Source organism: Propioniciclava sp. LT432, from assembly GCF_059515965.1.
The window spans coordinates 41,884-64,006 of the sequence record NZ_JCAKNE010000002.1 but is presented as its reverse complement, the minus strand read 5'-3'; the positions used below and the strand labels follow the sequence as shown (position 1 = coordinate 64,006).

At 70.7% G+C, this 22,123-nt stretch carries 20 protein-coding genes; 5 read left to right on the top strand and 15 right to left on the bottom strand.

Features of this window, described 5'->3' with window-relative positions; translation table 11 throughout:
• Positions 1-153 precede the first annotated feature (153 nt).
• Positions 154-3,249 (bottom strand): translation initiation factor IF-2, encoded by a 3,096-nt coding sequence (gene infB / locus AC5YDV_RS01345; RefSeq protein ID WP_496181805.1) that lies wholly within the window; start codon positions 3,247-3,249, stop codon positions 154-156.
• 145 nt (positions 3,250-3,394) lie between these two features.
• Entirely contained in the window at positions 3,395-3,643 is a 249-nt protein-coding gene (locus AC5YDV_RS01340; RefSeq protein ID WP_496181916.1) for a YlxR family protein, read from the bottom strand.
• Between the two features lie 192 nt (positions 3,644-3,835).
• Between AC5YDV_RS01340 and AC5YDV_RS01335 the strand changes: the two genes are divergently transcribed.
• The 3 genes from AC5YDV_RS01335 to AC5YDV_RS01325 all read left to right on the top strand — a co-directional run bounded on the left by AC5YDV_RS01335 (position 3,836) and on the right by AC5YDV_RS01325 (position 6,672).
• Entirely contained in the window at positions 3,836-4,273 is a 438-nt protein-coding gene (locus AC5YDV_RS01335; protein ID WP_496181804.1) for a DUF485 domain-containing protein, read from the top strand.
• Entirely contained in the window at positions 4,270-5,910 is a 1,641-nt protein-coding gene (locus AC5YDV_RS01330; protein WP_496181803.1) for a monocarboxylic acid transporter, read from the top strand. The genes AC5YDV_RS01335 and AC5YDV_RS01330 overlap by 4 nt, the downstream gene beginning before the upstream one ends.
• Positions 5,911-6,075: 165 nt before the next feature.
• Positions 6,076-6,672: a hypothetical protein gene (locus AC5YDV_RS01325; protein ID WP_496181802.1), complete on the top strand. Its 597-nt coding sequence runs from the start codon at positions 6,076-6,078 to the stop codon at positions 6,670-6,672.
• 88 nt (positions 6,673-6,760) lie between these two features.
• Here AC5YDV_RS01325 and nusA read toward each other — a convergent pair whose 3' ends face one another.
• Positions 6,761-7,732 carry a transcription termination factor NusA gene (gene nusA / locus AC5YDV_RS01320; protein ID WP_496181801.1) on the bottom strand — a complete coding sequence of 324 codons (972 nt, stop codon included), beginning with the start codon at positions 7,730-7,732 and terminating at the stop codon, positions 6,761-6,763.
• Between the two features lies 1 nt (position 7,733).
• Complete coding sequence (gene rimP / locus AC5YDV_RS01315) at positions 7,734-8,231, bottom strand: ribosome maturation factor RimP (RefSeq protein ID WP_496181800.1); 498 nt, start codon at positions 8,229-8,231, stop codon at positions 7,734-7,736.
• 84 nt (positions 8,232-8,315) lie between these two features.
• Here rimP and AC5YDV_RS01310 point away from each other — a divergent pair, with 84 nt between their 5' ends.
• The gene (locus AC5YDV_RS01310) at positions 8,316-9,236 is read left to right on the top strand and encodes a hypothetical protein (protein ID WP_496181799.1); all 921 of its coding nucleotides are present in this window, start codon (positions 8,316-8,318) and stop codon (positions 9,234-9,236) included.
• 12 nt (positions 9,237-9,248) lie between these two features.
• Here AC5YDV_RS01310 and AC5YDV_RS01305 read toward each other — a convergent pair whose 3' ends face one another.
• The 7 genes from AC5YDV_RS01305 to dxr are packed head-to-tail and all read right to left on the bottom strand — an operon-like array spanning position 9,249 to position 17,558.
• Positions 9,249-10,043: a sulfite exporter TauE/SafE family protein gene (locus tag AC5YDV_RS01305; RefSeq protein ID WP_496181798.1), complete on the bottom strand. Its 795-nt coding sequence runs from the start codon at positions 10,041-10,043 to the stop codon at positions 9,249-9,251.
• Positions 10,044-10,064: 21 nt separating this feature from the next.
• Positions 10,065-11,840, bottom strand: a complete 1,776-nt coding sequence (locus AC5YDV_RS01300) for a proline--tRNA ligase (RefSeq protein WP_496181797.1) — start codon at positions 11,838-11,840, stop codon at positions 10,065-10,067.
• Between the two features lie 30 nt (positions 11,841-11,870).
• Entirely contained in the window at positions 11,871-13,106 is a 1,236-nt protein-coding gene (locus AC5YDV_RS01295) for a CapA family protein (protein ID WP_496181796.1), read from the bottom strand.
• Between the two features lie 15 nt (positions 13,107-13,121).
• A complete protein-coding gene (locus tag AC5YDV_RS01290) occupies positions 13,122-13,949 on the bottom strand; it encodes a GNAT family N-acetyltransferase (protein ID WP_496181795.1) in 828 nt (275 codons plus the stop codon).
• Positions 13,949-15,094, bottom strand: a complete 1,146-nt coding sequence (gene ispG, locus AC5YDV_RS01285) for a flavodoxin-dependent (E)-4-hydroxy-3-methylbut-2-enyl-diphosphate synthase (RefSeq protein WP_496181794.1) — start codon at positions 15,092-15,094, stop codon at positions 13,949-13,951. The genes AC5YDV_RS01290 and ispG overlap by 1 nt, the downstream gene beginning before the upstream one ends.
• Positions 15,095-15,105: 11 nt before the next feature.
• A complete protein-coding gene (locus AC5YDV_RS01280) occupies positions 15,106-16,392 on the bottom strand; it encodes a M50 family metallopeptidase (RefSeq protein ID WP_496192322.1) in 1,287 nt (428 codons plus the stop codon).
• Entirely contained in the window at positions 16,392-17,558 is a 1,167-nt protein-coding gene (gene dxr / locus AC5YDV_RS01275; RefSeq protein ID WP_496181792.1) for a 1-deoxy-D-xylulose-5-phosphate reductoisomerase, read from the bottom strand. The genes AC5YDV_RS01280 and dxr overlap by 1 nt, the downstream gene beginning before the upstream one ends.
• Before the next feature lie 17 nt (positions 17,559-17,575).
• On the opposite strand from dxr, the gene AC5YDV_RS01270 reads away from it, so the two are divergent.
• Complete coding sequence (locus AC5YDV_RS01270; RefSeq protein ID WP_496181791.1) at positions 17,576-18,652, top strand: LOG family protein; 1,077 nt, start codon at positions 17,576-17,578, stop codon at positions 18,650-18,652.
• A 19-nt stretch (positions 18,653-18,671) separates the two neighbouring features.
• On the opposite strand, the gene rlmN is transcribed toward AC5YDV_RS01270, so the two are convergent.
• From rlmN to pyrH, 4 genes are read right to left on the bottom strand one after another with little or no spacing between them, the layout of a single operon-like run.
• The gene (gene rlmN / locus AC5YDV_RS01265; protein WP_496181790.1) at positions 18,672-19,844 is read right to left on the bottom strand and encodes a dual-specificity RNA methyltransferase RlmN; all 1,173 of its coding nucleotides are present in this window, start codon (positions 19,842-19,844) and stop codon (positions 18,672-18,674) included.
• Between the two features lie 11 nt (positions 19,845-19,855).
• Positions 19,856-20,740: a phosphatidate cytidylyltransferase gene (locus tag AC5YDV_RS01260; RefSeq protein ID WP_496181789.1), complete on the bottom strand. Its 885-nt coding sequence runs from the start codon at positions 20,738-20,740 to the stop codon at positions 19,856-19,858.
• Positions 20,740-21,297, bottom strand: coding sequence for a ribosome recycling factor (frr, locus tag AC5YDV_RS01255; RefSeq protein ID WP_496181788.1), 558 nt, complete (start codon positions 21,295-21,297; stop codon positions 20,740-20,742). Before frr ends, AC5YDV_RS01260 begins: the two co-directional genes overlap by 1 nt.
• 30 nt (positions 21,298-21,327) lie before the next feature.
• Positions 21,328-22,038 carry a UMP kinase gene (gene pyrH, locus AC5YDV_RS01250; RefSeq protein WP_496181787.1) on the bottom strand — a complete coding sequence of 237 codons (711 nt, stop codon included), beginning with the start codon at positions 22,036-22,038 and terminating at the stop codon, positions 21,328-21,330.
• Between the last annotated feature and the right edge of the window lie 85 nt (positions 22,039-22,123).

Genomic DNA, 22,123 nt, shown 5'->3' with positions numbered 1-22,123 from the left:
CCACCCACCCTGCTCGGTTCAGCGCGTCGAGGGGGCGGGGTCCGGGGTCCAGCCTGGGTTCGGTCGGGCATCCTGAGGATCGGCGCGCGACGAAGGAGCAGCCGAGGCGAAGGGGGCGGGACCGGACCCCGGATCCCGCCCCCCACACACGAATCAATCCCTCGGCTTCTCCACCATCTCGTACGTCTCGACGATGTCCCCGTTCTTGATGTCGTTGTAGTGCGCGAGCGTGAGACCACACTCGTAGCCCTCGCGGACGTCGGTGACGTCGTCCTTCTCGCGCCGCAGCGACGCGATGGACGTCTCGGTGATGACCACGCCGTCGCGGATGAGGCGGGCCTTGGCGTTGCGCTTGATGTGGCCCTCGAGCACCATGCACCCGGCGATCGTGCCGAACTTGGAGCTCTTGAAGATCTCGCGGATCTCCGCCTGCCCCATCGTCTTCTCCTCGAAGATCGGCTTCAGCATGCCCTTCAGGGCGGCCTCCACCTCTTCGATCGCGGCGTAGATGACCGAGTAGTAGCGGATGTCGACGCCCTCGGCGTCCGCCATCTGCGTGGCCTTGCCCTGCGCGCGGACGTTGTAGCCGATGATCACGGCGTCGGACGCCGCGGCCAGCGAGACGTTGGTCTCGGTGATCGCACCGACGCCACGATCGATGACGCGCAGCGACACCTCGTCGGCGACCTCGATCTTGGCCAGCGAGTCCTCCAGCGCCTCGACCGAACCGGCCGAGTCGCCCTTGAGGATGAGCTTGAGCTCTTGCGTCTCGCCCTTCTCCAACTGCTCGAACAGCTGGTCGAGGGTCTTGCGCCGGGTCGTCTTGGCGAGCAGCGCCGCACGACGGCGGGCCTCCCGCTTGTCGGCGATCTGGCGGGCCATCCGGTCGTCCTCGACGACCAGGAAGTTGTCACCCGCACCGGGCACCGACGTCAGGCCGAGCACCTGGACCGGCATCGAGGGCAGGGCCTCGTCGACGGTCTCACCGGTGTCGGTGATCATCGCGCGGACGCGACCATGGGCCGAGCCGGCGACGATCGAGTCGCCGGTGCGCAGCGTGCCGCGGTGCACCAGGACGGTCGCGACGGGGCCGCGACCCTTGTCGAGGTGCGCCTCGATGGCCACGCCCTGGGCGGGCATGTCCGGGTTGGCACGCAGGTCGAGCGCAGCGTCCGCCGTGAGGATGACGGCCTCGAGCAGGCTGTCGAGGCCCTGACGGGTGACCGCCGAGACGTCGACGAACATGGTGTCGCCGCCGTACTCCTCGGGGATGAGGCCGTACTCGGTGAGCTCGCCGCGCACCTTGACGGGGTCGGCGGTCTCCTTGTCGACCTTGTTGACCGCGACCACGATCGGCACCTCGGCCGCACGGGCGTGGTTGAGCGCCTCGATCGTCTGCGGCATCACACCGTCGTCGGCCGCGACCACGAGGATCGCGATGTCGGTCGACTTGGCACCGCGGGCACGCATGGCGGTGAAGGCCTCGTGGCCCGGGGTGTCGATGAAGGTGATCCGGCGCTCGTCGCCGCCGACCTCCGCCGCCACCTGATAGGCACCGATCGCCTGGGTGATGCCACCCGCCTCGCCCGCCACCACGTTGGCGTGGCGCAGCGCGTCCAGCAGCTTGGTCTTGCCATGGTCGACGTGACCCATGACGGTGACCACCGGCGGACGCGACACGAGGTCATCCTCATCGCCGAAGTCCTCACCGAACTCCAGGTCGAAGGACTCGAGCAGCTCGCGATCCTCGTCCTCGGGGCTGACCACCTCGATGTCGTAGTTCAGCTCGGCACCCAGCACCTGGAGCGTCTCGTCGGCCACGGACTGCGTGGCGTTGACCATCTCGCCCAGGTGGAACAGCACCTGCACCAAGGACGCCGGCTCGACGCCGATCTTCTCGGCGAGGTCCGTCAGGGACGCGCCACGGCGCAGGCGGACCTTCGCGCCATCACCCTGCCGGATGCGCACGCCGCCGATCGACGGCGCCTCCATCTGGTCGAACTCTGCACGACGCGCCTTCTTGCTCTTGCGACCACGGCGCGCGGGGCCTCCCCCACGGCCGAAGGCGCCCTGGGTGCTGCCGGCGCGACCGCCGCGACCGCGACCACCGCCGCCGACGGGTCCGGTCGAGGGACCGCCACCCATGCCGGGACGGCCGCCACCGGCACCACCGGGACGACCACGGCCGGGACCACCCGCACCGCCGGGGCGGCTCGGACGGGCACCCGCGGGGCTCAGCTGGTTCGAGGCCTGCTTGGGCATCATGGCCGGGTTCGGACGAGGCATACCGGGCAACCCGCCCGTGCCACCCGGACGGGGCATGCGCGGAGCGCCGCCCTCGCCACCCGGACGCGGACCGGGACGCCCCGCAGCGCCGGGGCCACCCGGACGCGGGGCGCCACCCGGCCCCTCCGGGCGCGGGCGACGAACGCCCATGCCCTGGCTGGGGGCGAAGGGGTTGTTGCCGGGTCGCGGTGCGCCCGACGGACGCCCCTGACGCTGGCCGGGCAGGCCTCCGGTGCCACCGGGACGGGGGCCGGGGGCGCCGGGACGCGGGGCACCCGGACGCGGACCGGGAGCGGCCGGACGGGGACCCGGAGCGGGTGCCCGGCCGGCGGCCGGACGCGACGCCGGAGCGCCTGGACGCGGACCGGGGGCACCCGGACGCTGGCCCGGGGCATGCGGGGGCGCAGCCTCCGGCGCCTGCGGCTCGGCCGACGGCACGGGAGCCGCCGGAGCCGGCGTGGTGTCCACCTCGGTGCGCCCCGCGTCCGCCGGAGCGGGCGCGGGTGCTTGTGCGGCCGGCGCGGCCGGCTGGACCGGTGCGGCCTGCTGGCTGGCCGCGGGACGCGGTGCGGGCACCCCGGGCCGCGGGGCCGGGGTCGCCGGAGCGGCCGACTGCTGAGCGGCCGACTGCTGAGCGGCCGACTGCGACGTGTCCGACTGCGGAGCCGCCGGCTGCGCCGACTGGGGTGCGGACGCCTGGGGTGCGGACGGACGGGGGGCCCCGGGACGGGGACCCGGAGCCGCGGGACGTGCACCGGAGGCGGGTGCACCGGGCCGTGCGGGCGCACTGCCGCCGGGCTTGGAACCGCCCTTGAGCTTCTCGGTCAGCCGCCGGACGACGGGCGGCTCGATCGTGGATGATGCGGACCGGACGTATTCGCCCATGTCCTGGAGTGTCTTGAGGACATCCTTGCTTTCGAGTCCGAACTCCTTCGCGAGTTCGTAGACGCGGACCTTGGCCACTACTCTCCTTCAGGCCCGCGAGTGCGCAGGCCAGTTAGTTGTTGATGCTCATTACTGGGTACTCATCGAGTGGTCATGAGCGTTGAGCCCACCTTCTGGTTGTGTTCGCGCACGGCTGCGCGAAGCGCGTCCACGAGTGTAGTGGCTATGCCCCCGAATTGCCCAAGCGAGAACCCAGCGCGTCCACCTGCGCCGCCACTTCAGCGAGTCCCGCGGGGTCCGCCGCGGCCACTCGCAGGGCGCGAGGGATGGCTCGGCGCTTGAGCGCCAGCGCTGCGCAACCTGGGTGCAACCACGCACCCCGTCCGGGGGCCGTTCGACTGATGACGAAGCCTGAGGTCGCGTGCGCCACCCGGACCAGCGCCTCTTGGTCGTCGGGACGGCGGCAGCCCACGCAGGTCCGAATCGGCACGGTCACACCCTAGTGGCTGGCCTGTCCCGCTACGGCAGAGCAACCGGCGAGCACGACGCCGGGGAAGTTATTCGATCCCAACAATCTCGACGTTGAGATTCTTTCTGACATGCCCTATCTTGAGGAGTAAGATGGGGCCAACGACGGCCCCGCGGCCGCGTGAGGAGCGCCCCAATGACGCCAGACCGTGACCTGTCCCCGGGCCAGACCCGGATCGACGACACCGAGTTCCACCTTCCCGAGGACCACTGGCCCCTGCCCGAGCTGGTCCACACCGAGAAGCCGCACGAGGAGCCCAGCACCGCCTCGTTCGTCGCTGTCTCGCAGACGCCGGAGTACACGAACCTCCGCTCCACCTTCCGCACCTTCGCTTTCCCGATGACCGTCGCCGGCCTGGTGTCCTACTTCACCTACGTGGTGCTCTCCATCTACGCGGCCGGCTTCATGGCCACCCCGCTGCTCGGCCACCTCAACATTGGGATGACCCTCGGTCTGGCCCAGTTCGCCGTGGTCTACGTCTGGACCTTCCTGTACGTCCGGTTCATGAGCGACAAGATCGACCCCACCTCCCGCGCCCTCAAGGCCCAGCTCGAGAAGGGAGCCGGCGCATGATGCTGCTGGAGACCCCCCAGTACGGCAACCCGATGATCAACATCGCGGTCTTCGCCCTCTTCGTCCTCGCCACCCTCGGCATCGTCATCGCGGTGACGCGCCAGAAGTCCAAGGCATCCGACTTCTACACGGGCGGCGCCGCCTTCTCGGGCCGCCAGAACGGCCTGGCCATCACGGGCGACTACCTGTCCGCCGCCGCCTTCCTCGGTGTCACGGGTGCCATCGCCCTGTACGGCTACGACGGCCTGTTGTACTCCGTCGGCTTCTTCGTCGCGTGGATCGTCGCCCTGTTCCTGGTGGCCGAGCCGTTGCGCAACACCGGCAAGTACACGATGGCCGACGTCCTCAGCTTCCGCATGAACCAGAAGCCCGTCCGGACCGCCGCCGCCACCTCCACCCTGGTCATCTCCTTCGTGTACCTGCTGGCCCAGATGGCCGGCGCGGGTGGCCTCGTCGCGCTGCTGCTGGGCGTCTCCGACCGCACCATGCAGGGCGTCGTCATCGCGCTGGTCGGTGTCCTCATGGTCGTCTACGTCCTCATCGGCGGCATGAAGGGCACCACGTGGGTCCAGATGATCAAGGCCGTCCTGCTGGTCGGCGGTGCCGCCGTCATGGCGTTCATCGTCCTGCTGGGCGAGGGCTTCAACCTGTCCTCCCTGCTGGGCGCCGCCCAGTCGGCCGCGCTCGACCCGACGTTGGGCCGCATCACCGCGGCGGGCACCACCAGCGACCTCCTCGTCCCGATGCAGCAGTACGGGGCCAACGACGTCACCAAGCTGTCCTTCCTGTCCCTGGCCATCGCGTTGGTTGCCGGCCCGTCGGGGCTGCCGCACGTGCTGATGCGCTTCTACACGGTTCCCACCGCCAAGGAGGCCCGTCGCTCCGCGGTGTGGGCCATCGCCCTGGTCGGCGTGTTCTTCCTGATCACCCTCGTGCTCGGCATGGGCGCGGCCAAGCTCGTCGGGCAGCAGACCATCCTCGCTGCTCCCGGTGCCGCCAACTCGGCCGCCCCCCTGCTGGCGCTCGTCCTCGGCGGGGAGATCTTCATGGGCGTCATCTCCGGCGTCGCGTTCGCCACGATCCTCGCGGTGGTCGCCGGGCTGACGATCACGGCGTCCGCCTCGTTCGCCCACGACGTCTACAACTCGATCCTGAAGGACGGCAAGGCCGACCCCGAACAGGAGGTCAAGGTGGCTCGCATCACGTCGGTCGTCATCGGCGTCCTGGCGATCCTGGGCGGCATCCTCGCCAACGGCCAGAACATCGCGTTCCTGATCTCGCTGGCCTTCGCCGTGGCCGCGTCGGCGAACCTGCCGTCGATCCTCTACACGATGTACTGGCGCCGCTTCAACACGCGCGGTTCGGTCTGGTCCATCTACACCGGCCTGATCAGCTCGGTCGTCCTGATCGTCTTCTCCCCCGCCATCTCGGGCGCCAAGTCCGCGATGTTGGGCGAAGCGATCAACTTCGCCTGGTTCCCGCTCACCAACCCGGCCCTCGTCTCGGTGCCGCTGGCCTTCCTGGCCGGCTGGATCGGCACGATCACCTCGCCGGTGCGGGGCGACCAGGAGCTGGCCGCGGAAATGGAGGTCCGCTCCATGACCGGCGCCGGCGCCGGCGCGGCGATCGCCCACTGACACACCTGTCCGGGCGCCATCGTCGTCGCCCGAACGCACCGGACGGCCGGCCCCCGAGGGGTCGGCCGTCCGACGTTCACAGGGTCCTCACAGGTCGATCCGGGTGGGATCAAAGATCGGAGGTGCTGAATGGTTGCCATGCAGGAGTCAGCGAAAGGAACCAGCATGAACAGCATCCAGAAGGTGGGTCTGACCCTCGGTACCGCCGCACTGGCCCTCGGCGGTGTCGCGGGTGTCGCCAGCCTCGCCCAGGCGGCCGACCCGTCCGCTTCGCCCAGCCCTGCCACGACGGCGGGCCCCGACGCCGGTCAGGGAAGCTGGGCCGAGGGCAAGCAGGGCCGGGGCGGACGCCACGGCGGCATGATGATGGGGCAGGACGCCGCGGCTCTGGCCGAGAAGTTGGGTCTCGAGGAGTCCAAGGTCTCCGAGGCCCTCCAGACCGCCCACGACGCGCTCCGCGCGGCGCACCAGGCCGACGACACGACGACCCGTCCCACGCCCGAGGAGCGTCGCGCCGAGCTGGCCAAGGAGTTGGCGACGGCCTTGGGCGTCGACGAGGCGAAGGTCACCGAGGCGCTGACCGCGCTCGAGACCGAACGGAACGCCGAACGGGCGGCGGCTTTGCAGAGCCGTCTGGACCAGGCCGTCACCGACGGCAAGCTCACCCAGGCCGAGGCGGACGCGGTCAAGAAGGCCGTCGAGGCCGGCGTGATCGGCGGTGGCCCCGGGGGCGGCATGGGCGGTGGTGGCCCACGCCGCTGACCTGGGCAGGCACACGACGACAGCGACCGTGCGCCCTCGAGGCTCAAGCTTCGAGGGCGCACGGTCGTGGTGGTTCGCCGGCGGACGGTCAGGCCTGCTGGGTGTCCGGCCTGATGTCGATGCGCCAGCCGGTGAGACGGGCGGCGAGGCGGGCGTTCTGTCCCTCGCGGCCGATCGCCAGGGACAGCTGGTAGTCGGGCACGATCACCCGGGCCGCCTTGGCGAACTGGTCCGTGACGATCACCGAGGACACCTTCGCCGGGCTGAGGGCCTCGGCGACGAACTTCGCGCCGTCCTCGGACCAGTCGATGATGTCGATCTTCTCGCCGTTCAACTCGTTCATCACCGCCCGGACGCGCTGGCCCATGGGACCGATGCAGGCGCCCTTCGCCGACACGTTCGTGTCGTGGCTGACCACGGCGATCTTGGTCCGGAAGCCCGCCTCGCGGGCGACCGCCTTGATCTCGACGACGCCCGACGCGATCTCGGGCGCCTCGAGCTTGAACAGGCGGTGCACCAGGTTGGGGTGCGTGCGCGACACCACCACCTGCGGACCCTTGGGCTCGCGGCGGACGGCGACCACGTACACCTTGAGCCGCTGGCCGTGCGTGTAGGACTCATTCGGCACCTGCTCGGCCGGGGGCATGATCGCCTCGAGGGGGCCCAGGTCGACGCGGACCGTCCGCGAGTCGCGGTCGGCCTGGACGACGCCGGTCACGATGTCGCCCTCCTTCGCCGAGAAGTGCCCGAACTTCTGCTCGTCCTCCGCTTCGCGGAGCCGCTGGAAGATCACTTGGCGTGCCGTGGCAGCCGCGACGCGGCCGAAGCCCTCGGGGGTGTCCTCGTACCAACCGACGACGGTGCCCTCCTCGTCGGTCTCGGGTGCCATCACGGCGAAGCGGCCGGACTTCGTGTCGAGTTCGACCTTCGCCCCCTTCACCGCATCGGGGGACTTCTCGTAGGCGTTGAGGATGGCCTCCTCCATCGCGCCGACGAGCACCGTCATCGGAATGTCCTTGTCACGCTCGAGCGAGCGCAGCGCAGCCATGTCGATGTCCATGTCATTCCTCCTCGTCGTCGTCGTCGGCGGACTCCGCAAGGGCGTCCTTGCGCAGTTCGGCCTGCACGACGGCCTTGTTGATGTCATCGAACGGGACGCGACGGGACGTGCCTGCCACGTCGACCTCGACGCCTGACTCGTCGGCGGCCGTGATCCGGCCGTCCACCCGGCCGTCGGCCAGCGTGAGCGCGACGAGGCGTCCGATGTTGCGTCGGTAGTGCTTGGGGTCGGTCAGCGGGCGGCTCACGCCCCGGCTGGACACCTCGAGCGTGTACGGGGCCTGCCCGGTGGCGTCCGACTCGTCGAGGGCGATCGACAGGGCGCGCGTGGCGTCCGCGATCTCCTCGAGGCTCGGGCCGCGGCCGTCGGGGCCGTCTCCGTCGAGGTAGATCCGCAGGACGCTGCGCTTGCCCGCGCTGGCGATCTCGATGCGGTCGACCTCGAGCCCGTGCCGTTCCACAACGGGGCCCACGACGTCGACAATGGCTTGTTCCTTCATGGGAGTTCCGTTCCTGTTGTGGTCCTGCGATTGTCCGGACAGTCTAGCCCGACGCCCTGGAGGACGTCGGTGTAGCCTCGCTGCGTGCTGAGCCGCCGCGTCCTGCTGAGCCGGCGCGTCCTGCTGGGCGGCGCCGCCCTGACGGCGCTCGCCGGCTGCGGCGTACTCCCCGATCCCGCCTCCCCCACCACGGCCCCGAACCCGGACGCCAGCGTGCCCGGCCACGCGGCCCTCTCCGAACTGCGCGCAGCGCTGGACGCCGCCGCGGCCGGTCCCCTCAGCGCCGCGCAGGCCGAGCTCGTGGGCTGGGCCCTCAGCGTCACGGACGACCAGTACCCCGCCGTGTCCCTGACAGCCCCGACGCCGTCGCCGACCATGTCGGGCGCTCCCTCCCCCTCCGCGACCGTCGACCTCGCCGCCGCCTTCGCGCAGGCCCGCGCGGCCTTCGCGGAGCAGGCCCTCGACACGGCCACGGCCCGCCCGATCGTGTGGGCGTCCATGTCCGCGTGGTGCGCGGCCGTGGCCGCCCAACTTCCGGACCCGACGGCTGCCCGCGAGCCCGCCCGGGGCGTCCGCCTGCCTGCGCCGCAGGCCCCGGACGCCGCGGCCCAAGCCGCCCTCGACGCGGCCTCGGCCACGCTCTACGGCCTGCAGGTCGCCGCCGGCGCCCCCGGTCTCACCACCACGGAGCGGACGGCCCTGGCCTCCCGGCTCGACTTCTGGTCGGGCGTGCGCGACGAGGTGTCCTCGGGGATCAGGTCGGCGTCGGCCACCCCGACCGCGGCACCTCCGTGGTACGCGGTCGACCGACCCCGCGACGCGGACGCCGGACGCGCCCTGGCCGCACGGCTGCAGGCGTCCGCACTCCCCGTGCTGGGCAGGACGCTCGCCCACGGGCCCGAGTCCCTGCGCCCCCTCCTGACGGACGCGCTGGGCGACATCGCCGTGGACGTCCCCCGCTGGGGCGGCCTCGTGGAGCGGTGGCCGGGGTTGCCGTCCGCCTGACCCTCCGGGGGATCAGGCGACCAGGGGCGCGATCATGTCCCACGCCAGCTTGAGCCCCAGCGCGACGATCACGACGAGGAACACCTTCCGCACGAACCCGTTGCCGTGCTTCAGTGCCATCGACGCCCCCAGGAAGCCACCGGTGAGGTTGGCCAGTCCCATCACGAGGCCCAGGCCCCACAGGATGTTGCCGGACAGGCCGAACACCACGATGGCGGCGATGTTGGTGGTCAGGTTCGCGATCTTGGCCAGGGCCGTGGAGGTGAGGAAGTCGAAGCCCATCACGGCGACGATCAGGATCAGGAAGAACGAACCCGTGCCGGGGCCGATGAAGCCGTCCCACAGGCCCACGACGAGCCCGATCGCCGAGAGCCACGCCACGCCCCTCCACCCGGAGTGCTTCACCTCGTGCTGGAGCCCGAGGTGGGGGCGGCGCCACGTGTACCAACCCACACCCACGATCGCGCCCAGCACCAGCGGTGTGAACGCGGCCCGGTCGAGGAAGTGGGTGAGCTGCGCGCCCAGCGACGACCCCAGGTAGGAGAACGCGACGAGCGGGAACAGGGCGCCCCACGGGATCCGCACCCTGCGCAGGTAGGTGACCACGGCGACCGCCGTCCCCATGGAACTGGGGAGCTTGTTCGTGCCCGCGACCGTCGGGACCGGCGTGTCCCCCGGCAGGCCGATCAGCAGCGAAGGCAGCTGGATGAGGCCGCCCCCGCCGACGATCGAGTCCACCCAGCCCGCCAACCCGGAGGCCGCGACGAGGAGGACGATCGTCAGGAGGGGCAGCTCGAGGCCGGTCACGCCAAGCCCCGGCGGAGTGCGTCAGGCTCGGACGAGCGCCACGACATGGTTCAGCACGATGTCGACGCCCATCTCCTGCTTGGCACCGCTGGCGCGGTCACGCACCTCGACGTAGCCGTCGGCCAGCGTCCGGCCCACGACCACCGTGGTGGGCATGCCGAGCAGTTCGGCGTCGGCGAACTTCACGCCCGGGGACGCCTTGCGGTCGTCGAGCAGCACGGCCACGCCGGCCTCGTCCAGTTGCTGGGCGAGCTTGGAGGCGAAGGCGAGTGCCGCCTCGTCCTTGCCCGTGGCGACGATGTGTACGTCGAACGGGGCGATGTTGCGCGGCCAGGCCAGGCCCTTGTCGTCGCAGGTCGCCTCGGCGATGGCGGCGACCGCGCGCGAGACGCCGACGCCGTAGGAGCCCATGGTGACCGTCACCAGCTTGCCGTTGGGGTCGAGGACCTTCAGGCCCAGCGCGTCCGCGTACTTGCGGCCGAGCTGGAAGATGTGGCCCATCTCGATGCCACGCGCCAGGGTCAGCGGACCCGACCCGTCGGGGGCCGGGTCGCCCTCGCGGATCTCGGCGACGTCGACCACGCCGTCCGAGGTGAAGTCGCGGGCGCACACGAGGTCGTAGACGTGCCGGCCGGGCATGTTGGCGCCGGTGATCCACCGGGTGCCCGCCACGACGGCCGGGTCGGTGAGGTACCGGACGCCGTTGCCGTCCTCGTCCAGGCCGAGCGCGCGATCGGTCTGCGAACCGGGGCCGATGTAGCCCTTGACCAGCTGCGGGTACTGCTCGAACTCGGCGTCGCCGAAGGCCTCCACCTCGGCCGGCTCGACCGCGGCCTCCAGGCGCTTGGGGTCCACCTCCCGGTCACCGGGCAGGCCGATGGCCAGCGGCGTCCGGCTGCCGTCGGGGTGGCGCAACATGAACAGGACGTTCTTGAGGGTGTCGGACGCCGCCCACGGCCGATCGGGGCGCGGGTACCGCTCGTTGCTGAGGGCGACCAGAGATTCGATCGTCGGCGAGTCCGGGGTGTCCTCGACGTGGGCGGCCGGGACGCCGGCGGCGTCCTGCTCGGGCGCGAGCGGACGGCGCACCGCCTCGACGTTGGCGGCGTACCCGCCCGGGCTGCGGACGAACGTGTCCTCGCCCACCTCGGCGATGGCCAGGAACTCCTCCGACGCGGAGCCGCCCATGGCGCCCGAGGTGGCGGACACGATGACGTAGACCAACCCCAGGCGGTCGAAGATGCGCTGGTAGGCCTCCCGGTGGCGGTCGTAGGACGCCTGCAGGCCGGCGTCGTCGATGTCGAAGGAGTACGAGTCCTTCATCACGAACTCCCGGCCGCGCAGCAGGCCGGCGCGGGGGCGCGCCTCGTCCCGGTACTTGGTCTGGATCTGGTACAGGCTGAGCGGCAGGTCCTTGTAGGAGGAGTAGAGGTCCTTGACCATGAGGGTGAACATCTCCTCATGGGTGGGGCCGAGCAGCATGTCGGCGCCCTTGCGGTCCGTCAGGCGCAGCAGGTTGGGGCCGTACTCGGTCCAGCGGTTGGTCGCCTCGTAGGGGTCGCGGGGCAGGAGGGCGGGGAACCTCACCTCCTGCGCGCCGATGGCGTCCATCTCCTCGCGCACGATCCGCTCGACGTGGTGCAGGACCTTCAGGCCCAGGGGCAGCCAGCTGTAGATGCCCGGGGCCACGCGGCGGACGTAGCCCGCGCGGACGAGCCAGCGGTGGCTCGGCACCTCGGCGTCGGCGGGATCCTCGCGGAGGGTACGGACGAACAGCTCGGACATGCGTGTGATCACGAAGGCCCAGCCTAGGGGATGTCGGCCTCCTCAGCCGACCTCGGTCACCTCCGCGCCGAGCAGCCCGACCGCCTTGGCGACCTGATCCTTGGCGACCCGCAGACGCGCTGCGTCTCCCCGGCCCTCGGCGAGGGCCTGGGTGACGTTGAGGACGCGCGCGGGCGCACCCGGCTTGCTCAGCGTCATCAGCAGGGGCACGTACTCGGTGGCGACGACCTCGAAGCGCTCCCCCTTCCGCTCGAAGGTGATCCGCCCCAGGTACTGCTCGTACGCCCGGGGCGTGGCGACCAGCATCTGGGCGACCAAGTTGCCGCCGCCGTAGATGACGGGGACGCCGTCGATCGTGTCCCAGGGCTGGGGAACGTGGGCATGGTGGCCGTACACGAGGTTGAACACACCCGACTTCGCCAAGGTGGTGGCGACCCGCACCTGCTGGTCGTTCGGCCTGGTCTGGTGTTCGTTGCCGGCGTGCATCGCGGCGAGGACGAGGTCCGCCCCGGCCTCCCGGACCGCCCGGCCACGCTCGATCATCCGGTCGGTGTCCAGCCGGTCGAGTGCCCATGTCCGCCCACCCGGCACGGCCAGGTTGGAGGTGTACGTGCCGGCGACGAGGGCGACCTTCACCCCGGACGCGGTGGTGTGGATCGCCGGCGCCGCGGCCGCCTCGGCCTGCGTGCGGTAGGCGCCCGCGTGGGCGATGCCCTCCTCGTCGAGGGCGCCCAAGGTGGCCCCGACGCCCTCCCACCCCTGGTCGAACGTGTGGTTGGACGCGACGGTGCAGTAGTCGAAGCCGACCTCGGCCACCGCGTCGATCGTCTCGCGCGGGGCGGCGAAGACCGGGTAGCCCCCGGGCCGCACGCCCGGGGGCGCGACGGGCACCTCCACGTGGCACAGCGACACGTCGGCCTCCGCGATGAGGGGACGCACGTGCTCGAACAGCGGCACGAAGTCGAAGGCCTTCCCGGACGCCTTGCCCGCCGCGGCGCCGTCGGCGAGCAGGCCCTTGTGCCACAGCAGGTCCCCGCTCACCGTCACCGTCAGGCGCTCGGCCCCCGCGTCCGGTGCGGCGGCGGTGGCGGGCGGCGGGACGCTCGCCGGCGTCACCGGGGCGTCCGATGTGGCCGACCCGGACGCCGTCGCCGGCGGCCCGGCCGAGGTCGGGGCCGCCGACCCCCCGACCTCACCGGCCGGCGTCACGGCGCAGCCGCTCAGGGTGGTGAGGAGAATGAGGCCTACCAAGGCTGTCGGGATCCGGGGTGGGAGCACGCGCCCAGTCTCCTCTCAGAACAGGATCGAGGCGAGTTCCCCGACCACGTCGTACCCCACCCGGCGGTAGCAGGCGATGGCGGGGGCGTTGAAGTCGTTCACGTAGAGCGAGGCGATCCGTCCCTGCTCGACGATGATGTTCGTGACCGCGGCCATGGCGGGTACCGACAGGCCCCGGCCCCGCAGGTCGGGCGCGACCCACACACCCTGCACCTGGGCCACCCGGGACGACACCGCCCCGAGGTCGGCCTTGAAGATGACGCGGTCCCCCTCGACCACCGTGTAGGCGCGGCCCTTCTCGATCAGCGACCGGACGTAGGAGCGATACCCGATCGGGTTGGTGGCGAGCGGGTCCTCCTCGAGTTCCTCCCGGTACATGTGCACCGCACCGGCCAGGTAGGACTCGAAGTCGGAGGACCGTGCCGGACGCAGGCGGGGGTCGGCTTCGACCGCGCTCGGCGCCGCACAGGCCATCAGGAGTTGGCGCGATCGGACGATGCGCGCCCGGTCGTAGACCTCGGGCCACGCATCGGCGAGTCGGTGCCACAGCCCGAACGCGGCCTCGACCGGCCCGACGAGCGCGACGAAGTTCCTCCACCGCCCGAGGTCCGCCGCGAACGCGTCCAGCGCTTCCTCGTCGGCGTTGACCGGGACCACGTTGGCACCGACGTGCAACAACGATCGGGGGGCCTGGGCCGGGTAACCCCACAGCTCACCCGCGCCCTCGTGCCGGAGGACCCCGGCGTCCACTCGGGAGGAGACGAAGCAGTTGCCGACCGGGTCGGCGTCCAGCAGCCGGGCGACGAGGGCGTGGTCGCCCTCGTCCAGGACCCGGCTCCGCATCAGACCACGCTCACCGTCGGGGACTGGCCGGTGTGCTCCATGTCGGCGGCCAGCTTGTTCGCCTCCTCGATGAGGGTGGCGACGATCTCGGACTCGGGAACGGTCTTGATCACCTCACCCCTGATGAAGATCTGGCCCTTGCCGTTGCCGGCGGCCACGCCGAGATCCGCCTCGCGGGCCTCACCGGGGCCGTTGACGACACAGCCCATCACGGCGATGCGCAGCGGCGCCGTCAGGCCCTCCAGGCCGTCGGTGACGTCGTTGGCCAGGCCCCAGATGTCGACCTGCGCGCGGCCGCAGCCGGGGCAGGAGACGATCTCCATCTGGCGCTGGCGCAGGTTGAGCGCCTCGAGGATCTTCTGGCCGACCTTGACCTCCTCCACCGGCGGGGCGGACAGCGACACCCGGATGGTGTCGCCGATGCCCTCGGCGAGCAGGACGCCGAAGGCGACCGAGCTCTTGATCGTGCCCTGGAAGGCAGGGCCGGCCTCGGTCACGCCCAGGTGGAGCGGGTAGTCACACTGCGCCGACAGTTGGCGGTAGGCGTTGACCATGACGACCGGGTCGTGGTGCTTCACCGAGATCTTGAAGTCGCGGAAGTCGTGCTCCTCGAACAGGGACGCCTCCCACAGCGCCGACTCCACGAGCGCCTCGGCGGTCGGCCCCCCGTGCTTCGCGAGGATCCGCTTGTCGAGGGAACCCGCGTTGACGCCGATGCGGAGGCTCACCCTGGCGTCCGCCGCCGCCTTGGCGATCTCGCCCACCTTGTCGTCGAACTGCTTGATGTTGCCCGGGTTGACCCGGACGGCCGCGCAGCCTGCGTCGATCGCCGCGAACACGTACTTGGGCTGGAAGTGGATGTCGGCGATCACGGGGATCTGCGACTTTTTCGCGATGATGTGCAGGACGTCCGCGTCGTCCTGGCTGGGGACGGCCACGCGGACGATGTCGCACCCGGTCGCGGTCAACTCGGCGATCTGCTGCAGCGTGGCGTTGATGTCGGTCGTCTTGGTGGTGGTCATGGACTGCACCGAGATGGGCGCTCCCCCACCGACAGGGACCTTGCCGACGTTGATGCGGCGGGTCGGGCGACGCGGCGCGAGGACGGGCGGCGGCGTGGCGGGCATTCCGAGGTTCACGGTCATGGTTGTCTCCTTCAGAAGATCTTCACGGGCGAGACGATGTCGGCCATGATGAGGACGATGCCGCACAGCAGGAGGAATCCTCCCACCGCATAGGCCACCGGCACCATCTTGGCGGTGTCGACCGGGCCCGGGTTGGGGCGTCCGGTCAGGCGGGTGAAGGTGCGGCGCAGCCACTCCCACAGCGCGCCCACGATGTGACCCCCGTCGAGCGGGGGCAACGGGATCAGGTTGAACAGGGCCAGGAACAGGTTGATCGACGCGAGCAGGCTCGCGAAGGTGGCGGCGCGGTCGGCGATCGGCGCATCCTGGACGGCGGCCTGACCCGCCAGGGAACTCGCGCCCACGATGCTGATCGGCGAGTACACGTCCCGGGGCTGGCCCGTCACCATGTCGACCACGACGTTCCAGGTCTTGACGGGGAACTGGACCAGCGCCACCGCGGACTGTTCGATCATGCGACCCATGTCCTGGAGCACCTCGACGGGACCGCCGTACTCCTTCTGCACGGTCGGTACCACGCCCAGCCAGCCGGCCGGGACCGACGTGGACGGGTCCAGGGTGGACGGGACGTCGGCCACGCGCGTGTTCACCGTCGGCAGGGTGACCTGCCGGCCGTCGCGTTCGACCACGATGGTCGCGGGCCCGTCGAGGTTGGCCCGGATGAGTGCGGTGAGCTCGGCGTACTCATGGATCGGAGTGCCGTTGAACGAGACGATCCGGTCGCCCTCGGTCAGGCCGGCGGCGGCCGCGGGCGTCTGCGGGTCGGACGGGAGGCAGGTCATGTCCGCCCGCTGCTCGGTGATGATGCACGGCTGGATGCGTTGCACCACGGGCTGCTGGCGCCACGTGCCGTGCAGGCCGGTCACACCCCAGAACAGCAGGAACGCCAGCAGCAGGTTCATGGTGATGCCGCCGGCCAGGATGATGAGCTTTTGGTGGGTCTTCTTCTGGTAGAACAGCCGCCCGCCCTCGACGTCGATCGGGGTGATCTCATCCCACTCGTAGCTGCGCGCGTCGTCGGCGAACCGCTGGAGGCGGGTCTGCTTCGCGCCGGGCGTGGCCGGCGGGTACATGCCCAGCAGGCGGACGAAGCCGCCGAGCGGGAACAACTTGACCCCGTACTCGGTCTCCCCGCGACGGGTCGACCACAGCGTGCGCCCAAAACCCACGAAGTACTGCGGCACCCGGACGCCGAACAGCTTGCCGGGCAGCAGGTGCCCAACCTCGTGGAGAGCCACCGAGGCCATGAGCAGGCCGAAGAAGAGCAGGCCGAAGACGATCGTCCAGAACAGCTCCATCAGCGGCCCCCACCGGCGCAGAGCGCCTCGGCACGCGTACGGGCCCACGCGTCGGCCGCCAGGACGGCGTCCACGGTGAGGTCGGGGTCGGGCACGTGTCCGCCCGCGAGATGGTCGTCGAGCACGGCCTCCACGGTATCCACGATGTCCAAGAAACCGATCCGGCCGGCGCAGAAGGCATCCACGCACACCTCGTTGGCGGCGTTGTAGACCGCAGGCGCGGTGCCGGCCGCTCGTCCGGCGCGGCGCGCCAGCTCGACGGCCCCGAACGCCTCGTCGTCCAGCGGTTCGAAGTGCCAGTCGCGCGGCAGGGACCAGTCATAGGACGCCGCGGCGTCCGGCACGCGGTCGGGCCAGGACAGGCCGAGCGCGATGGGGAGGCGCATGTCGGGCGGGCTCGCCTGGGCGATCGTGGCGCCGTCCACGTACTCGACCATCGAGTGCACGTCGCTGGTGGGGTGGACCACCACCGTGATCGCGTCGTAGTCGACCCCGTACAGCAACGCGGCCTCGATCAGCTCGAGGCCCTTGTTGACCAGCGTCGAGGAGTTGATCGTGATGACCCGGCCCATGGACCAGGTCGGGTGCGCCATCGCCTGCTCGGGGGTCACATCGGCGAGTTCGGCACGCGTCCGGCCCCGGAACGGCCCACCGGACGCCGTCAACACCAGCCGGCGCACCTCCGACGCCTTGCCCGCGCGCAGCGCCTGCGCGAACGCGGAGTGCTCGGAGTCGACGGCGACGAGCTGACCGGGCGCGGCGGCGTCCGTGACGAGGCTGCCGCCGATGACGAGGCTCTCCTTGTTGGCCAGGGCCAAGGTGGTGCCCGACTCGAGGGTCGCGAGGGTCGCGAGCAGGCCGGCGGCACCGGTGATCGCATTGAGCACCACGTCGCAGGGCAGGCGTGCAGCACGCTCGTTGGCCTCGGTTCCGACCACCTCCACGTCGACACCCACCAGCAGCGGGCGCAAGGCCTCGGCCGCCTCCTCACCGGGCACCCCCACGAACCGCGGCTCGAACTGCCGCACCTGCTCGGCCAGCAGCCCCAACTGCGATCCTCCGGCGGTGAGGGCCACCACGCGGAACTGGCCCCGGCGGGACGCGATCACGTCCAGCGCCTGGGTGCCGATGGAGCCGGTGGAGCCAAGGATCACGACGTCACGCACCCCGCTAGTCTCTCACCATGCGCCGGGAGATCGAGACCATCGACGCGTTCGACCAGCACGTGCGCAGCGAGCGGTCACTGGCGGGCTGCATCGTCCAGGCCGTGGACCTGCGCGGTCGCGGGGACGTCCTCGAGCGGATGCCGGTGCACAACGCCTTCTTCCTGGGCTGCCGCCTGAAGCACCGGATCGCGGCGAGCCTCGCCGAGCGGGGTGCCGCCGTCTTCCCGCGCCTGCCCCAGTTGCCGTTCGACGCCTACCGGTCGCGGCTCTACACGCCCGAGGACCTGTACGCCGGGCTCGACCAGGGCTACGCCGCCACACCGGACGCCAAGGTCTACGGCTGGACGCTGGGCAAGCGCTCCGGGCTGCTGGACGCCACCCTGGCCCAATCCCTGCACGACCACTTCATCTCCGACTCGCTCACCGACATCGTCACTCACCCGGGGGCCGGTGTCGGTGTGATGGGCGGCCACTCCGTGGTGCGCGGCGCGCCCGAGTTCCTGCAGGCTGCCCGGCTCGGTCACGGCCTGGCCGAAGCGGGCCACCTCGTTCTCACCGGTGGAGGCCCCGGCCTCATGGAGGCGGCCAACCTGGGTGCCAGCTTCCGCGACGGGGACGACGCCCTCGTCGACGCCTGCGCCGCACTGGCCGAGATCCCGTCGTTCACCCCCGATCCCGAGGTGTGGGCCGCCTCCGGGTTCGACGTCCGGCGCCGGTGGGACTGCTCGCGCCTGTCGGTCGGAGTGCCCACCTGGTTCTACGGCCACGAACCGCCCAACGTGTTCGCCAACGCGATCGCCAAGTTCTTCGACAACGCGATCCGGGAGGACATCCTGCTGCGCCTCTGCGGCGCCGGCCTCGTCTACTCACCCGGCCGCGCGGGCACCACGCAGGAGATCTTCCAGGCGCTGACCCGGAACTTCTACGCACTGGAGACCCACGAGATCAGGCCCATGGTGCTGTTGGGCCGCGACTACTGGACGCGCGTCGTCCCGGCCTGGCCCCTGGTCAAGGCGCTGGCCAAGGGCCGGTTGATGGAGGAGCACATCCACCTCGTCGACAGCGTGGACGAGGTGCTGGACCTGCTCGCTTGAGGCGAGAAGACGCCCACCCTCAGCGCTCCTTGGCGGCCAACTGTCCACAGGCGCCGTCGATCTCCTGGCCACGGGTGTCGCGGATGGTGGCGGCGATCCCGCGCGAGTTCAGGCGCCGCACGAACTCCTGCTCGTCCACACGGCGTGAGGCGGTCCACTTCGAGCCCGGCGTCGGGTTCAGCGGGATGGGATTGACGTGCACCCAATGGGCGCCGCGTCCCTTCTTGGTCAGCAAGTCGGCCAGCGCGTCGGCTCGCCACGCCTGGTCGTTCACGTCGCGGATCAGCGCGTACTCGATCGACACGCGCCGCCCCGTCGTCTCGAAGTAGTGGTGGGCGGCATCGACGACCTCGTCCACCTTGTGGCGGGTGTTGATGGGCACCAAGGTGTCGCGGAGTTCGTCGTCCGGAGCGTGCAGGCTGACCGCGAGGGTGAGGGGCAGACCCTCGGTGGCGAGCTTCTCGATGCGCGGGACCAGCCCGACCGTCGACACGGTGATGCCACGGGCGGAGAGGCCCAGGTCCCCCACCATCCGCCGGATCGCGCCCATGATCGCGCTGTAGTTGGCCATGGGCTCGCCCATGCCCATGAACACGATGTTGTTGAGCCGGACGCGGCGACTCGCGGCCACCACCTGCGCCACGATCTCGGCGGTGGACAGGTTGCGCTGCAACCCGCCCTGACCGGTCGCACAGAAGGGGCACGCCATGCCGCAGCCCGCCTGCGACGAGATGCACAAGGTGGCCCGGTGGCGTCCGCTCCCGCTGGAGCGCTTGCCCGGCACCCCGTACTCCATCAGGACGCTCTCGACCAGGTTGCCGTCGTGCAGGCGCCACAGCGTCTTGACCGTCGTGCCCTCATCGGCCGTCTGGGCGCGCACCTCGTGCAACAGGTCGGGGAAGAACGTCGCCCCCACCTGCTCACGCAGGGACGCAGGGAGGTCAGTCCACGTGCTCGGATCCGTGTTCGCCTGCCCGTAGTAGTGGCTGTCGAACTGCGAGGCGCGGAAGCCCGGGAGGCCCGCCTCGGTGACGGCGGTGCGCCGCTCCTCCGGGGCGAGGTCGGCCCAGTGGCGCGGCGGCTTGCCTCGTCGGGGTGCGTCGAACACCAGCGGCAGGGTGCGCCCGACTCGCGCGTGGGCGTCCAGTTCTTCGGCGCGCGCACGCTCGGCGGCGGTCAGTCCATCAGTCATCGCGGACGAGGTTACCCGCCCGGGACCAACAGATACATGACGAACCACGCGGGCGCCGCGGCCACCAGCATGGAATCGAGGCGGTCCATGACGCCGCCGTGGCCCGGGAGGATCGAGCTCATGTCCTTGATGCCGACGTCCCGCTTGATGGAGCTCTCGATCAGGTCCCCGGCGGTGCCGAAGAAGACGCACACCAGGCCCAGCACCACCCCGACCCACCAGGCGACGCCGAGCACGAAGTGGGCCAGCATGGCCCCCGTGACGACGGCGAAGAGGACGGACCCGCCCAAGCCCTCCCAGGACTTCTTCGGGCTGATGTGGGGCGCCAAGGGGGTCTTCCCGAACACCACGCCTACGGCATAGCCGCCGGTGTCGTTGGCCACCACGCACAGCAGGAACGTGACCATGCGCGCCGCACCGTTCTCACCCGCGAGGATGAGCGCGGTGAACGAGCCCAGCAGCGCGATGTACCCGATGATGAACACCGAGGCCGAGGCGTCCCGGACGAAGTTCTCGTGCCCGCGCGGGAACCTGACGATCAAGGTGGCCAGAACGGTCGCCCCGAGGAACGCGAGCAGGACGGAGTGCCACGGCAGCCGCAGCACCACATAGTCGGGCGCAGTCGCGGCGGCGTAGGTGCCCACGACCATCCCGACCGTCCCGAGCACGATGGGCACGATCTCCGCGTCCATGCCCAGCCGCTTGAGGGCGTGGTAGACCTCGGTCGCGCCCAGGCTGAGCATGAGCGCCACCAGCAGGATGAAGCCCCAGTGCCAGTACGCGAGGGTGACGACGACCAGCGCGATCAGCCCGACGCCCACCGCGATCGCGGCCGGGAGGTCACGCCCGGGCGATCGCCTCCTCGGCGCGGGTGCTGTCGGCTGGGCGGCGCTCATCAGACCTCGAGCAGCTCGGCTTCCTTGGCCTTCAGCAGCTCATTGACCTGCTCCTCGTACTTCTTGGTCAGCGCGTCCAGTTGCTTCTCACCGTTGCGGGTGTCGTCCTCGCCGATCTCCTTGTCCTTCTCCAGCTTCTTGACGCTGTCGACGGCGTGGCGGCGGACCGCGCGGACGGAGATGCGGGCCTCCTCGGCCTTGGTCCGCGCCATCTTGATGTACTCCTTGCGGCGCTCCTCGGTCAGCTGCGGCAGCACGATGCGGACGTGCTGGCCGTCGTTGGCGGGATTGACACCCAGGTCGGAGTCGCGGATGGCCTTCTCGATCGCGTTCATCGCGCCGCGGTCGAACGGGCTGATGAGCACCATGCGGGCCTCCGGCACCTGGAAGGTGGCCAACTGCTGCAGCGGGGTCGGTGTGCCGTAGTAGTCGACCATGATCTTGTTGAACATGGCGGGGTGGGCGCGCCCGGTCCGGATGGCGGCGAGCTCGTCCTTCGCGTGCTCGATGGTGGCGTGCATCTTCTGTTCGGCGGTCGCCATGATGTCGGCAATCATCGTCGCTGTTCCTTGTCTGTGTCGGTCTTCTCAGGCGTGGACGGTCGTCCCGATCTTCTCACCGTTGACGATCCGCGCGATGTTGCCGCGGACGCCGAGGTCGAAGAAGACCATGGGGAGGCCATTGTCCCGCGCCAGGCTGATGGAGGTGGCGTCGGCCACCTTGAGGTCCTGCGCCAGGAACTCGGTGTACGTGAGCTCGTCGTAGCGACGCGCCCCGGGGTTGGTGCGCGGGTCGGAGTCGTAGACGCCGTCGACGCCGTTCTTGCTCATCAGCAGCACGTCGGCGCCGATCTCCAGGGCCCGCTGGGCCGCGACGGTGTCGGTGGAGAAGAACGGCATGCCCGAACCGGCGCCGAAGAGGACGACGCGGCCCTTCTCGAGGTGGCGGACGGCGCGGAGCGGGATGTAGGGCTCGGCCACCTGGCCCATGGTGATCGCGGTCTGCACGCGGGTCGGGACGCCGGCCTGCTCCAGGAAGTCCTGCAGCGCCAGGCAGTTCATCACGGTGCCCAGCATGCCCATGTAGTCGGCGCGGCGACGGTCCATGCCCCGCTGCTGCAGCTGCGCACCACGGAAGAAGTTGCCGCCACCGGTCACGATCGCCACCTGCGTACCCGAGGCCACGATCTCGGCGATCTCACCGGCGATGCGCGCGATGACGTCCGGATCCACGCCGACCGAGCCACCCCCGAACGCCTCCCCCGAAAGCTTCAGCAGGATCCGTTCATAGGCAGGCATACGTTCTCCCTCAGGGGCGTTCTGATGCGAAGTGGCGTGTCCCCCCAAAAACACCATGCCCCCCCCTCTCCGGGGATCAGACGCA